The sequence below is a fragment of the Streptomyces sp. NPDC028289 genome, assembly GCF_055565975.1.
This window is the reverse complement of the sequence record NZ_JBVHTI010000005.1, coordinates 508,678-521,756: the sequence shown is the minus strand read 5'-3', so window position 1 is coordinate 521,756 and position 13,079 is coordinate 508,678. Positions and strand designations below refer to the sequence as shown.

At 67.8% G+C, this 13,079-nt stretch carries 12 protein-coding genes; 2 read left to right on the top strand and 10 right to left on the bottom strand.

Going from position 1 to position 13,079, the window contains the following annotated elements:
* Window positions 1-457: 457 nt before the first annotated feature.
* Window positions 458-1,729, top strand: a complete 1,272-nt coding sequence (locus tag ACZ4UV_RS27140; RefSeq protein ID WP_467841332.1) for a PucR family transcriptional regulator — start codon at window positions 458-460, stop codon at window positions 1,727-1,729.
* A 158-nt stretch (window positions 1,730-1,887) separates the two neighbouring features.
* Window positions 1,888-2,517 carry a response regulator transcription factor gene (locus ACZ4UV_RS27135; RefSeq protein WP_350775933.1) on the top strand — a complete coding sequence of 210 codons (630 nt, stop codon included), beginning with the start codon at window positions 1,888-1,890 and terminating at the stop codon, window positions 2,515-2,517.
* 38 nt (window positions 2,518-2,555) lie between these two features.
* Here the strand turns inward: ACZ4UV_RS27135 and ACZ4UV_RS27130 are convergent, their stop codons facing one another.
* The 10 genes from ACZ4UV_RS27130 to ACZ4UV_RS27085 all read right to left on the bottom strand — a co-directional run bounded on the left by ACZ4UV_RS27130 (window position 2,556) and on the right by ACZ4UV_RS27085 (window position 13,063).
* Window positions 2,556-3,116, bottom strand: a complete 561-nt coding sequence (locus tag ACZ4UV_RS27130; RefSeq protein WP_467841329.1) for a hypothetical protein — start codon at window positions 3,114-3,116, stop codon at window positions 2,556-2,558.
* A 79-nt stretch (window positions 3,117-3,195) separates the two neighbouring features.
* A complete protein-coding gene (locus ACZ4UV_RS27125; RefSeq protein ID WP_467841326.1) occupies window positions 3,196-4,458 on the bottom strand; it encodes an MFS transporter in 1,263 nt (420 codons plus the stop codon).
* A 274-nt stretch (window positions 4,459-4,732) separates the two neighbouring features.
* A complete protein-coding gene (locus tag ACZ4UV_RS27120; protein ID WP_350775927.1) occupies window positions 4,733-4,969 on the bottom strand; it encodes a cytochrome C oxidase subunit IV family protein in 237 nt (78 codons plus the stop codon).
* A 3-nt stretch (window positions 4,970-4,972) separates the two neighbouring features.
* Window positions 4,973-5,563: a cytochrome c oxidase subunit 3 gene (locus ACZ4UV_RS27115; protein ID WP_467841323.1), complete on the bottom strand. Its 591-nt coding sequence runs from the start codon at window positions 5,561-5,563 to the stop codon at window positions 4,973-4,975.
* The gene (locus tag ACZ4UV_RS27110) at window positions 5,560-6,276 is read right to left on the bottom strand and encodes a hypothetical protein (protein ID WP_350775920.1); all 717 of its coding nucleotides are present in this window, start codon (window positions 6,274-6,276) and stop codon (window positions 5,560-5,562) included. Before ACZ4UV_RS27110 ends, ACZ4UV_RS27115 begins: the two co-directional genes overlap by 4 nt.
* Window positions 6,277-6,370: 94 nt before the next feature.
* A complete protein-coding gene (locus ACZ4UV_RS27105; protein ID WP_467841320.1) occupies window positions 6,371-7,375 on the bottom strand; it encodes a DUF4331 family protein in 1,005 nt (334 codons plus the stop codon).
* Window positions 7,376-8,034: 659 nt separating this feature from the next.
* Window positions 8,035-9,540: a GMC family oxidoreductase gene (locus tag ACZ4UV_RS27100; RefSeq protein ID WP_467841318.1), complete on the bottom strand. Its 1,506-nt coding sequence runs from the start codon at window positions 9,538-9,540 to the stop codon at window positions 8,035-8,037.
* 271 nt (window positions 9,541-9,811) lie between these two features.
* The gene (locus ACZ4UV_RS27095) at window positions 9,812-10,684 is read right to left on the bottom strand and encodes a LysR family transcriptional regulator (RefSeq protein WP_350775914.1); all 873 of its coding nucleotides are present in this window, start codon (window positions 10,682-10,684) and stop codon (window positions 9,812-9,814) included.
* Between the two features lie 341 nt (window positions 10,685-11,025).
* Window positions 11,026-12,180: a D-alanine--D-alanine ligase family protein gene (locus ACZ4UV_RS27090; protein WP_467841313.1), complete on the bottom strand. Its 1,155-nt coding sequence runs from the start codon at window positions 12,178-12,180 to the stop codon at window positions 11,026-11,028.
* 88 nt (window positions 12,181-12,268) lie between these two features.
* Window positions 12,269-13,063: a M15 family metallopeptidase gene (locus ACZ4UV_RS27085; RefSeq protein WP_350775910.1), complete on the bottom strand. Its 795-nt coding sequence runs from the start codon at window positions 13,061-13,063 to the stop codon at window positions 12,269-12,271.
* Window positions 13,064-13,079 lie beyond the last annotated feature (16 nt).

Genomic DNA, 13,079 nt, shown 5'->3' with positions numbered 1-13,079 from the left:
CACGGCATATGCCGAAACGGCTTCAGAATCGAACAGATAGGCATTGGCGCGGTCCCCCTCGACCGGTCCACCATGGTCGGACCGAGGGGAGAAGCCACAACGTCCGTCGCTGTCAAAGCAGTTGTGCGGGACGTCGGGCTCGCGGGGACGGCTGGCCACCGTCGTGGGCCGGGGTACACCCACCGTCGAACGGGAGCAGCCGCGGGGCGATGGGCCCTTCGCCCGTCAAGCGTGGACGCGGTCACACGACCGTCTCCCCGCGGGAGCACGCCCGCGCCTTCGGGCACCTGCCCCGCATCCGGCCCGCGGGGCAGATACGCCCCACGAAAGGAATCACCATGGGATCACACCCGCACCGGGGCAGGGCCACGCCGTCCACCGGACACACCCGGAGCGCCGCGGCATACGACGGCACGGCACAGCGGTCGGTTCTCTCCCCGGTACGTGCCTGTCCGTCATGACCGGCAGATCCGAGCGCGCCGCCGCCGCGGCAGCGGCTTTGCGCGACCTCCTGGAACACGTCGACGCCGATGCCGTGGCCCATCGTGTGGAATCCGTACTTCGCCACACGCCCGAATACGTGCGCTCGGCGCGCGATTGCGGGGCCTCCGCTCTTCGTGCCTCGCTGCACCGGCACGCCGGCCTGCTCCTGCACTGGATGGTGCGGGGCACGCCTCCGGACTCGTACGTCCTGTCCGAGATGTACGAGCAGGCGCGAGAGTGCGCCGCCGCCGGACAGCCGTTGGACGGCGGCCTGCTCCTCCATCACCGGGCCGCGAGCGCCTTCTGGGACGCCGTGCTCGGCCTGGCCGCCGAAGAGGAACGCGGACAGCTGGCGGACTGGACCGACCAGGGGCGGCGTCACATCGACAGCTACCTCGACGTGGTCACCCGGACTTTCACGCAGGCATACGCGGACCAGGCCGACCTGCCGTCCACGCAGGGCGACCGCCGGGCGCGCACCCTCTTCGACCGCCTCTGCGCCCGCCTTCCCCTCACGGTGGAGGACCAGGAGCGCGCCGCTCGGCTCGGCTTCGATCCGACACCCCCGTACGTGCCCTTCGTCGCGCTGCTCGACAGGTCCGCCCCTGCCGAACGCGCCGAGCTGGCGGCCCGCCTGCGCACCGCCGGAGCCCTGGCCTTCGTCGAGGACGCCCGCGTCACCGGACTCACCGGGCCCGCGTTCGACTGGTCTTCGTTCATGGCCGACCGACGTCTGCTCCTGGCGCAGGACCCGGCGACCGGGCGAACCGGCCTCCAGACTGCCGTCGACAACCTGCGTCTGCTGGTCGTCGTCGCATCGCGGTCCCATCGGCGTGGGCATGTCCGGGCCGAGGATTTCCTGCCTCAGCTGCTCCTGGCGCGCTCTCCCGAACTCGCCGACGCGGTGACTCGCCGTGTCTTCGGCCCGCTGGCGGGCGGGGACCACGCCGAACTGACGACGACCCTCGCCTGCCTGGCCGAGAACCAGTTCGACAGTGCCTCCACCACGGCTGACCTTCACCTGCACCGCAACACCCTGCTGTACCGGATCAAGCAGATCGAGAAGCTCACCGGCCTCGACCTGCAGAGGCACGGCGACCGCGCGCTGGTGTGGCTCGCGGTCGTCTGGGCGCAGGTCTCCTCCCGACCGGTCGGATCGCGATCCGTGCGGAACCACTGGCTGTCGGCCGCATCCAACGGCGCTGACCCAACAGGCACGTTCACTTCAGGAAGCGAGCAGCGATGAGAAGCCGCCCGACGGAGGCTCCGGCAGGGTTGGTGCCGATCCAGCGCCAGGTCGAATCGGACCCGCGTCTTGCGATCAGTCCGGCAGCCACCGATTCGCCGCGTAGCAAGCGTCCGCACCATGCGGCCAGACCGGGCCCGCGACCGCACGCCGACGTCATGAGACGGCTCCCCACGGCCTCGATATCGGTGGCCGTGGACGCCGCGGACCCGGTGACACACGCCGGGCTGGCGGCCGGGCTGAGCCGCGGACCGAGAGTGGCGCTCACCGCGGTGGGGGAGGCGGACGTCGTGGTGGCCGCGGTCCAGACCGCCGACAACTCCACGTTGGAAGCGCTGCGCGGTCTGCCCATGCCGCCGCCGGCCCGGATCGTGCTCGTCGTCAGCGACGGCTGGTACGCCGACCTGACAGTGGCGGCCCACAGCGGCATACGGGCCGTGCTCTGGCGGGCCGAGGCCCAGCCGCAGTCCCTGATCCGCGCCGTGCTGGCGGTCGCCGCCGGCGAAGCGCTGCTGCCTTCCGCGGTACAGGGCGAACTGCTCGACCAGGCGGACCGCCTCCAGCGCAACGTGCTGGTACCCAAGGGCCTGACGCCGTCCGGCCTGAACACACGCGAGATCGACGTGCTCCGGCTGGTCGCGCAGGGCCTGGACCTCGCCGAGATAGCCGACACCATGTGCTACTCCGAACGCAACATCAAGAAGATCCTCTACGGAGTCATCAACCGCCTCGGACTGCGCAACCGCGTCCACGCCGTGTCCTACGCCATCCGCAACAAACTCATATGAGCCGGCCCAGTGGGCCGTGATGGCCCGCGGGAACCGGCCTACGAGCTCTGATCGGGTGGCGTGATCCCGAGGTCGACGCGCATGGTGTGGCGCATTTTCCAGAGGGAGTCCCACAGCCGATTCATGCTCTCCCGGGCGGCTTCGACGCTCTCTCCCGGTTCGGCGATACCTCTGTCGAGCCGCATCAGCAGGCCGTAAAGATCTCCAAAATGACGGTTGGCGGTGCTGGCTGCCGCCATGACAGCGTCAGGCAGCACCATCTGGGCCTCCGCGTGACGCAAGCGATGGTCCCGGCGTGATCGGTCCAGTTCTGCGCGCAGTTCCTCGGTCACCTCGTCCCTGTCGAGAGCGTGGACGAGCTTCGTCATCACGTTGACGAAGTCGCGAGTACCGGCGTTGAGAGCTGCGTAGCAGGTGCGCCGCGCTTCGAGCTGAGCCTGGCGAGTGACGTATTCGCGCTCATCTGCCTGGAGTTGTCTCGCATGCTGCAGCTCACGATCCCTGGCGCGGTTGGCGCTGCGCTGGGTGAGCAAGGCGGATGCGAGGGTGCCACCGATACCCACTATCGCGACCATGATCTGGCTGATTGAGCTGCCCATACCGCCCCCGGCTCCGTTCGGCTCGCCGGGACTTTACCCACCCAGGTCAGGCGTGCCGCCCGTCCTGGGGGTCTCCACCTCATTGCGCGAGAGCGGGGGCGCCTTCCGGCTGCTCGGGCAGGTCGTCCTGGCCGCGGAACGACAGCAGGCGTGAGGGAAGGAGCCAGAGGCAGGCGAGGGTTCCGCCGATCGCGCCGACCCACAGGGCCACGGGGATTCCTGCTGTCGCGGCGATGAGGGCGCCGGCGACCGAGCCCAGCGGCCGGAGGCCGAAGCTCACGGTCTGGTACGCGCCCCGGGTCTGTGAGCGGAGGTGAGGGGGCACCACCAGCGCGAACACCGAGCCGACGGAGATGTCCTGAACGGACTCACCGACGCCGCCCAGCAGTGTCGAGGCCAGGACCAGGGCGAAGACGAGGCTTCCGGTGGCGCCGACGGCGGGGATCAGGAGAAGCGGAGCGTGCGACAGCACGCAACCGACCAGGAGCATCCGCCCCAGACCGATGCGGCGGGCGAGCCAGGATGCCAGGGCCGCGCCGGCGAGTCCGCCGATGGCCTGCACGCTGAACACGAACCCGATCTGGGCACTGGTCAGGGACAGCTTGTGGACGTAGTACCAGACGAGCACCGACAAGAAGAGCATGTTGAAGAAGTTGCCGGTGGCGGTGACCGACAGGGCCGTCCTGATCAGCGGATTTCGTCTGATGAAGGCCAAGCCAGGGCGACGGTCACGGCTCTCTGTGGAGCCGGGTTCGTGGCGGCGCTCCACCGGGCGCAGTCGGAGGAGGAACAGGGCGGCCGTGACGGCGGTCGCCGCGTCCACGCCGATCGCCGTCGGCACACCGGCGAGTTGGACCAGGAGTCCGCCGATGGAAGGTCCGGCCAGGATCGCGGCGGTCTGGCCCGTGTAGGAGGCCGCCTGCCCGGCCACGTAGAGCTCGGACGGCAGGGTGGTGGCGAACAGGCCGCTTTCGCTGACATTCGACAGCACCGTGCACAGGCCGATGACGGCCAGGATGACGGCCAGCTGGATGAGCGAGAGCACGCCGAAGGCTGTTGCGATCGGGACGCTGCTCAGGGCGGCGACCCGCAGGAGATTGGCGCCGGCCAGGAGCCTGCGGTGGTAGCCCGTACGGTCGGCGAAGGAGCCGGCCGGTATGGCCAGGAACAGGCTCGGGAGCCAGATCACGGCCGACAGGACGGCACTTTGGACGGCGTCGGCGCCCAGGACTTCGATCGCGGCCAGCGGCAGGGCCACCGAGGAGATGGCATCGCCCAAGGCCGCCAGAGTGGTGGCAGACCAGAGGTTTCTGAACGCGGAATGGCGCAGTGGCGCCGGCACCGAAGGACGAGGGGCCCGCAAGGTGGTGGATCCTGTTTCTCGCGATGACGGATATGGCGCGGAATGTGCGGCCGCTCCGGCCCCGAACAGGTATCCGGAGCGGCCGATAAATTTACCAGGAGTGCTGCTTCTTCATCTCTCACCTCCGCTGCTCGTGAACTCTCTTCCATAAGGGAGTCGCTGGGAAAATTATCGAGGAATTCGCCGCGTATCGCTAATGCCGATATTGTCGTCACCCATGCCGGATCGGCATTGACGGACCGGTACCGGGAATTCAGAGAATCAGGTAGAGCGTGAGCAGCGTGGCGCCCGTGGCCATGACGTAGACCTCGAAAGCGCCGCGAAGGGCCGCCGGGGCGTTGCGCAGCTCCATGAAGTACAGGCCGACCAGGCGTACCTTGATCAGCGCGATCGCCACGACCGCGCAGCCGATCAGGGTCGACGTGCTGCCTTCGATGCCCAGCAGCCAGCTCGACAGCGTGGCCAGGACGAGGACCGGAAAGACCCACATGTGTCACGCCACCAGGTAGAAGAGCGGGAAGAGGACGAGCCAGAGCAGGTCCACCATGTGCCAGTAGGCGGCCGCTCCCTCGGCGGCCAGCAGTTGGCCCCGGCTCAGGGCCGGCCGTCGGGACAGGACGATGAGGACTGTCAGCGCGCCAATCCCGATCGCAAGGTGGGCCAGGTGGATTCCGGTGAACACGAAGTAGTACATGAAGAAGTCGTTGCTGCTCGGTGTATGTCCACCGCGAATTACCAGCACGTATTCGCATGCCTTGACGGCGGCGAATCCGAGCGCGCACAGGAGCGCCCATGGCAGTGTCCGCGCGGGTCTGCCGGATCGCAGCTGCCGCAGCCCGCGAGCCACCAGCGCCGACGCGATCAGCAGGAGCAGTGTGTTCAGGAGTCCCAGGTCAGGATGGAGGGCCTGCTGCGAAGCCCGGAACATCCTCGGGTACCGGCCGTGCAGTACCGCGATGAAGCCGAAGAACACCGAGAACATGATCATGTCGCCGAGGAGGAAGACCCAGAGACCGGGCTCGCCGGGGATGTGGCGGTGGCGTTGGGGCGCCGAGTGCCCGGTCCGGGCTGCCGTGGCGGTCATACCGCCGGTTCCAGGACGGCCGGCGCCCGGTCGTCGTCCATCCGGCTCGCGGCCCGCACCATCAGGGTCGTCATGACGAGGAACCAGGCGCCGAAGGCACCGGCCGCGACCCAGAACGAGAGGATGCCGTTCCAGGCGAAGGGGCCCGTCTTGAAGAAGGTCAGCAGGATGCTCGGCAGGAAGAGGAAGGCCATCCAGAAGTTCAGGTACGCGGCCCAGCGGGGCAGGAGCGGCGTCGGGCGCTTGTCGGCCAGGATCGCCACGCCGACCACGGTGGCCTGCCCGATGGCCGGAAAGGCGTTCATGACCAGGGTGATCCAGGCCGTGTCGTTGAGCGCCATCGTGATGTCGGGCGAGCGGTCCGGCCGGTAGGCCGTCGCGGTGAAGATCAGGACCGGTACGAAGATCGCGGCCACGTTCGCGGCACCGCAGACGAGTTGTATGGAAGCCAGTGGCTCCAGCCGCGGGTCGATACGTCGGATCAGGCTCGACAGCGCCGCGACGAAAGGTGCGGTCGCCACGGCGCCGACGAGCATGACCACGAGGCCGGTACGGATCGAGTTGGCGTGGTCCGTGTAGAAGGCCGCCACCCGCTCCGCCGACCAGCTCGGCGCCATCGGCGGTATCCAGTGGGCGATCAACAGGGCGGCGAAGAACAGCGCGATGAACAGGTAACCGAAGCTCGCGCAGACGGTCAGGATTCGGCGGGACATGAGGGAATCTCCTGGTTCCGGAAGGGACGGGTACGGAGCGGGCTTCGCTGCGCGGACCTGAGGACGTAGGGGTGGGAATGTCCTCCTGGCGACGTCAGGCCGGTGCGCTCAGGTACGGGAACACGGCGCGCAGCGTCCCGGTGGCGTGGCCGGCGTCCAGGCCCATGGGGACGGGAGCGTTCAGCACGATCTCGAACATCGCCTCGGGAGCGGACTCGGTGAGTCCTCTGCCGTTGCGGGCATTCGCGCCGAATTCAGCTTCGGTGCCCACCTGGTAGCGCAGGACGTCCGGGAAGATGACGTCCCGCGTCGCGGCGCCGTAGCCCTCCGGGTCGGAGTGCGTTTCGTTGGCCGACACGAGGCCCGCGACCTTCCGGCGTACGAGTTCTCCGTAGTTGTCGAGGTCGTCCTGTGGGTCAGTGGCGTTGTAGTCGTCGAAGCCGGCCTCGGTGACGTCGAACAACGTGCTGACGAGCGGTTTCGCGCACCGGTTGATCTGCAGCCAGCCGCCGTGGTGGTCGTCCAGCGCGGTGGTGGCCCAGACGCCTATCGTCCCCGATCCGACGAGCTCGTCCGGTACTTCGAGGACGATGGCGGTGACGTTGGTGCCGGCGAACAGGTTCGAGGCCCGCTGCGGGTCGAACGCGGAGAGGTCCACCGCCGCGCCGCTCCGGAGCGCGGTCACGACCGCCGTGACGACGGTGCCGTCGAGGTAGAACGGGTCTCCGGCCCGGCCGACGAAGACGTTGACGCCGTCTGCCGTGGTGACGATCTCCTGCGTCCTACCGGTCGCCACGAGGGCTCCCGAGGCGTGGCGGTCGGCGGCCTCGGCACCGGTGAGCCGGTCGAGCACCCATGCTTGCCGGCCGTCCGGTTCGGTGGCGAGGAATCTGAACCGGAACGTCAGATCCTGCACCGCGTCGTCGTCGGCGTCGATGTGGAACTCGTACAGGGCCTCGGGGTGGATGCCCTTGTCGGCCGACACCGGGTTGGTGTTCATGACGAGGACCGTGCCGGTCCGCCCCTTGAACAGGTAGACATCGCTGATGTCCAGGCGAGGGTCCTGTCTTGCGGCAGCTGAATCCTGGTGGTGGGACATTGATCGGCCTTCCGTGAGGGCAGAGCGGGGCAGGGCACGGCGACGCCGTGCCGACTTGGCATTTGTTGTGTGCACAGCAATCGGGAGGTTCGGTCCTGCGAACCCGAGGAAGCTGCTGCGGTACCGGCCACCTCGATCGGTCAAGCGCGGCTCGTCGCACGGTGTTCGTTCAGGGCCTGCGCCGAGCCGGTCGCCTGACGATCGCCGCACTCAGGCGCTCAGGCGCTCAAGGCCGTCGCCGAGCAGGGTGTTACTGCCGCTGCGCCGGGCACCCCGAGGTCGAAGTGGGTCACGTCGAACATCCTGACCCGGAGCGGTCATTCGTCGCCAATGCCTATCCGCTGGTTCTGCATGCCGGTTCGGCATAAGCCCCCTTGCGTGCACGTGATGCGGCTGACGAGGTTCGCGAATTCGGGATGGATCACACGGGACCGTGCCGCTGCTCCTTCAGCCCCGCCGTGCGGACGTTCGGGGTGGTTGTGTGTCGGCGCGCGTGACGTCCGTACGAGGCAAGTTGCGGGGCAGCCTGCACGTGAGTGCGTAGATCACCGCACCGACGAGCGTTTCGTCCACCATGCGCCACAAGAACTTCACCGTTACCGTTCCTTCGTGTTCAGGGGCCGCCGTGCGGCCTTGCTCCGGACGCCCAGCAGGTGCTCTCAGGGCCGTTTCGCATCGCGTCGAACGGTGTCGGCAGCCCGTTCGGCGACGGCCAGGACAGTCGCGTTCACTCCGGTGTTGGGGATGGACGGCATCACAGAGGCATCCGCGACACGCAGACCCTCGACGCCGTGCACTCTCAGGTCCGGGTCGACGACAGCGAGGTCGTCCATCCCGATCCGGCAGGTGCCGACAGGGTTGTAGAAGGTCGCCGCGTTCCTGCGGATGTAGGTGACGAGGTCGCCTCCCTTTCCCGGAGCGGTCTCCCGAGCACCCCATTGCCCCCAGGCGGGCATGCGGCCGATCTCTCGCGCGATGCCGAGGGCCACGAGCATGGCCGACACGTCGGCGCTGTCGGCGAGGTAGTTCGGGTCGATCAAAGGCAGCCGGCCCGGGTTCGAGCTCCTGAGGCGCACCGTTCCCCGGCTCGCCGGCGCCGTGTGAGCGAAGGCGACCGTGTGTCCGTACTCGGGCGTCCCGACGTCCGCGATGTCCGCCGGAGCGTCGAGCAGCATCAGCTGGACGTCCGGAACGGCTGTCGCGCCGCTGTGCACCAGGGCACCGACCGTACTGAAGCCATGGCTGGTGGTCAGTTGCCGCCCTGCTTCGAAGACCACAGGGCACTGCAGGTGGTCGTGCAGATTGGCGCCGACTCCGGGGAGATCGGCCAGCACCGGGATCCCGACATCACGCAGATGTGCCGAAGGACCGACACCGGAGAGGAGCAGCAGGTGAGCGGAGCCCACCGTCCCGGCCGCCAGTATCACCTCGTCGCGCGCCTCGACGCGTTCTACTGTGCCGAAGGAGGTGTATTCCACGCCGGTGCAGCGTCCGTGCTCGATCACCAGGCGGCTGACGTCCGCCTCCGTGGCCAGGTGCAGATTGGGACGGTCCAGCACCGGGATCAGATAGGCGTCCGCGGCGCTCTGCCTACGGCCACCCGCCCCCGCCAGGTCGCACCAGAAGGCGCCGTGCTGCCGTTCCCCGTTGATGTCGTCGGTGAGATCGTGACCGGCCTCGGTGAGAGCGCCGAGGAACGTCAGCGACCCGTCGTCGAGCTGGGTCGTAGGTGCCGCCCACACCGGCCCGATGACACCGCGCAGGGCGGGGTTGCGGCCTATCGCCGTCTCCGTCCGGCGAAAGTACGGCAGCAGCTCGGGGTAGCTCCAGCCCTTCGCACCGTTGTCCGCCCATCCGTCGTAAACGGAGCGGTGCCCACGGACATGCATCATCGCGTTGATCGAACTCGATCCTCCGAGGACCCGTCCGCCGGGCCAGTGGTGACTGCGCGACAGCGTCCCGGGCTGCGGTGTCGTCCAGCGTGACCAGAGGATCTCCTTGGCCGGGATGAGCGGGAACCCGACCGGAAGGTGCATGGCCGGCGGTCCGAGCGCCGAGCCGGTCTCCACGAGCAGCACCTCTGCCGCCGCGTCCTCGGACAGGCGCGCCGCGAGAACACAGCCGGCCGTTCCGCCACCGACGACCACATAGTCATAGGCAGTCATCTCTGTCCCACCCGACGGCCGATCAACCCGAGAGCGCTCCGGCTTTGTCGCGCTGCGGCGCAGGACTGAGATGCATGGACATCTGTCCCGGCAATCTGCACGTGTAAGCCGCGATGACGCATCGTCCAAACCTTTTCTGTCAGTTCAGGTTCCTTCTGACAAAGAGCTTTGCGGGCCAAGGCTCATCACGCCAATGCCGATTCCCGGAACCGTAATGCCGATCGGACATGGCGACAGGACAGGGTGGTTCTGCTCACCCACCCGCGCACCTCTATGCCGAACCGAGCGCCGCAATCACGATCTTGGCGAACTGGTCGATGGACGGCATCTTCCGGTTCTTCGCGTATGCCAGCGCCACCATGCGCGGGGCAACCCCTGTGAGCTGGACGTAACGGATGTCGGGGCGACGGTAGAAATCGGCGAGGCCGGCCGGGACGACGATGAACCCGGTGCCGGACGCGACGGCTTCCAGGCTCTCCTCGATAGAGGTGGGTCGTTCGGCTTCCGGAGGGTTGCGCGCCGCTGCCGCGTCGAAGTCGGTGCCGCGCCACTCCGGTACGTCCGCGGAGTCCTGGAGCAAGCGGTACGGCGTCAGCTCCGTGATGTGGACGGTCTGCGCCTGGGCCAGCGGATGTTCGTCGGAGAGAGCCGCAACCCGCGGCTCGGGGAACAGCGGAACGATCTCGAAGATGTCGACCGGCAGCGGCAGCCGGACGAAGCAGACATCGACACGACCGTCGAGCAGATAGTCGACCTGGTCGGTGGGCGCCGTGTGCAGCACCTGCACGTTGACCTCCGGCGCCAGCGCCCGGAACTGCCTGACGATCGGGGTGACTATGACACCCGGCATGAAGCCGATGGTGAAGTGGTGCCCCTCACGGCTGGCGAGCCGGACTCGCCGCTGCAGAGCCAGCGATGCCGCGAGCAGCGGCCGTGCGTCCTCCAGCAGCTGGCCGCCGGCCCGAGTGAGCGCCGTACCCAGCGGGCCTCGCTGGAGCAGCGACGCTCCGAGATCGTCCTCAAGGGCACGAATCTGTCTGCTCAGTGCGGGCTGCGTCATCTTCAGTCGTTCGGCGCCACGCACAAAACTGAGCTCTTCGGCAACCGTCACGAAATAGCGGAGACGCCGGAGGTCGATATCCATGACGCCATGTTAGCCACGCCGCTTTTCCTGTCGAACTGCGGTCCGGAAAGGCCGCCTTGGACTTTGGCAATGCCCAACCGGCATGACTTGTGCGCGAATCGGCATTGGCGCTACCGAGCATCCATGACCATGATTGACTGGCGTAAAGTGCCCTCCGTCGGCGGCTGGTTGCCCTGCCGTGCACGCAGCTCTGTCCGCATTCTCCGCCGCGCACCGACGGTGCCGACGTGAAGTAATTCCGCTCCGCCTCGGTGCGGCAACGGTTGAAGACTTCACGGTGTTCAGCACTCGGCAAATCCCCGAGTTTTATGGTCCTGCGGCCGGGCGCGATCCGGCTCGGATCACCTGAGCCCGGTGGTCCGTCGCAACGCCGCCTGAATCAGACGATCCACCAGGTCTCCGTACCCGATGCCACTGGCTGCCCACATCTGCGGGTACATCGAGACGGGGGTGAAGCCGGGCATGGTGTTGATCTCGTTGATCACGAATCGTCCCTCCTCGGTGAGGAAGAAGTCCGCACGGACCAGCCCCTCGCAAGAGGCCGCCTCGAACGCCTTGACGGCCAGTCGGCGCACCTCACTGGTCTGGCTGTCGGTCAGCGCCGCGGGGACCACTCCGGGGGTGGATTCGAGGTACTTCGCCTCGAAGTCGTAGTACGCGCGTGCGTCGGGCGCCGGGATCTCGGCCGGCACGCTGGCTCGCGGTCCCTCGGGGAACTCAAGCACTCCGCACTCGATCTCGCGGCCCTGCACCAGGGCCTCCACGATGATCTTCGCGTCATGCCGGTGCGCCTCCGCGATCGCGTCCGCCAGCCCCGGCGGCCCGTCGACCCTGGTGATACCTATCGAAGAGCCGGCGCGTGCCGGTTTCACGAACAGCGGCCAGCCGTACACATCGGCGAAGCGGCTGATTCTCGCGCGGGCACCCGCCGCGTCGGACTGCCACTCCCGGGGTCTGATCACCAGGTACGGCCCGACCGCCAGGCCGAACGAGCTGAACACCCTCTTCATGTACTCCTTGTCCTGGCCGACCGCCGAGGCGAGAACGCCCGCGCCGACGTAGGGGATGCCGGACAGCTCCAGCAGGCCCTGCATGGTGCCGTCCTCGCCGTACGGTCCGTGCAGTACGGGAAAGACCACGTCCACTTCGCCGAGGACCTTCGGCTCCGTACCGCGTTCGCTGCGGACGACGGTCCGGTCGGTCGGGTCGACGGAGACGACGATGTTGCCCCGGTCCGAATCCGTGAGCTGCTCGACCGTGGGCTGCCGCCGGTCGACCATCGCCATGCGCTCGGGATCGTCCGCCGTCAGGACCCAGCGTCCGTCCTGGGTGATGCCGACCGGCAGGACGTCGTACTTCGTCCGGTCGATGGCTCGCAGCACGGCCCCCGCGGTCACGACGGATATGCCGTGCTCCGAGCTCCGGCCACCGAAGAGGAGCACCACCAGCGGCCTGCGGCGCGATCCGGACGGAGGGGAGGTGGGTTGTTCGGTCATGGTTTCTGCTTCCTTCGCTGTGCGGCGCCGACCTTCCGGTCGGAGGCCGGCGCCGCACACTGGTGGACCGAGGTCCTCGGTTGTCCGGTCAGCTGGTCAGCGAGGACCGGGATACGGGGAAGTCGAAATAGGTGGACGGGTAGGGCTCGGCGGCGAAGGTGAAGTGCCACCATTCCTCGGCGAGATTCACGAATCCGAGGGATTCGAGCTCGTTCTTGAGCAGCAGTCTGTTGCTGTGCTGGACTCCCACGATGCGCGGGTCGAGCGTGTGCGCGAGCGTGTCGAAGCAGTCGTACCCGGTGCCCATGTCGATCGAGTTGTCCGGGAACCTCTGCGCCGCCGGGGCGTAGCACGGCTCAAGCTCTTCCCCGGGAACGTAGGGACGCGTCGGGTGGACCGGCAGCTTCACGAGCGTGAGGTCGATCGTGCTGCCACGGCTGTGCCCCGACTTCGCCGCGATGTACCCGTCGGCGAAGAGGTCGGCCTTGTCCACCTGCGGGTAGAACTCGCCCTTCATCTTCAGGTCGGTCAGGTCCTTGGCCCAGTCGACGAACTGGTCCACCGCGCGCTGCGGCCGGTAGCAGTCGTACACCTTCAGCGTGTAGCCCTGCGTCAGGAAGTAGCGCTCGGCCTTCGCCAGGGCTTGTGCCGTCGGGGCAGTGACGATGCACAGCGGTTCGGCGTAGCCGTTGATCGGCGTGCCGATGAAGTTGTGAGGCGTGGCGTAGCGGATCTCCTGCAGAATCGCGGGGGCCACGTCGTGGAGCGCCACGAAATCGGCGGGTGCCTTGTCTTCCGTGTCGGCGGCCTGCGCGGTGACCGAGGCGCTCGTCACCGTGACAAGGACGGCCGCCAGAAGTGCCAACAGCATGGGGACGCGCATGCGCACATTGTTGATT

Excerpts from the sequence above, each read along its gene's own strand:
- ACZ4UV_RS27140 (WP_467841332.1), top strand. The coding sequence starts at position 458 with ATGACCGGCAGATCCGAGCGCGCCGCCGCCGCGGCAGCGGCTTTGCGC.
- ACZ4UV_RS27135 (WP_350775933.1), top strand. The coding sequence starts at position 1,888 with ATGAGACGGCTCCCCACGGCCTCGATATCGGTGGCCGTGGACGCCGCG.
- ACZ4UV_RS27130 (WP_467841329.1), bottom strand. The coding sequence starts at position 3,116 with ATGGGCAGCTCAATCAGCCAGATCATGGTCGCGATAGTGGGTATCGGT.
- ACZ4UV_RS27120 (WP_350775927.1), bottom strand. The coding sequence starts at position 4,969 with ATGTGGGTCTTTCCGGTCCTCGTCCTGGCCACGCTGTCGAGCTGGCTG.
- ACZ4UV_RS27115 (WP_467841323.1), bottom strand. The coding sequence starts at position 5,563 with ATGACCGCCACGGCAGCCCGGACCGGGCACTCGGCGCCCCAACGCCAC.
- ACZ4UV_RS27110 (WP_350775920.1), bottom strand. The coding sequence starts at position 6,276 with ATGTCCCGCCGAATCCTGACCGTCTGCGCGAGCTTCGGTTACCTGTTC.
- ACZ4UV_RS27105 (WP_467841320.1), bottom strand. The coding sequence starts at position 7,375 with ATGTCCCACCACCAGGATTCAGCTGCCGCAAGACAGGACCCTCGCCTG.
- ACZ4UV_RS27100 (WP_467841318.1), bottom strand. The coding sequence starts at position 9,540 with ATGACTGCCTATGACTATGTGGTCGTCGGTGGCGGAACGGCCGGCTGT.
- ACZ4UV_RS27095 (WP_350775914.1), bottom strand. The coding sequence starts at position 10,684 with ATGGATATCGACCTCCGGCGTCTCCGCTATTTCGTGACGGTTGCCGAA.
- ACZ4UV_RS27090 (WP_467841313.1), bottom strand. The coding sequence starts at position 12,180 with ATGACCGAACAACCCACCTCCCCTCCGTCCGGATCGCGCCGCAGGCCG.
- ACZ4UV_RS27085 (WP_350775910.1), bottom strand. The coding sequence starts at position 13,063 with ATGCGCGTCCCCATGCTGTTGGCACTTCTGGCGGCCGTCCTTGTCACG.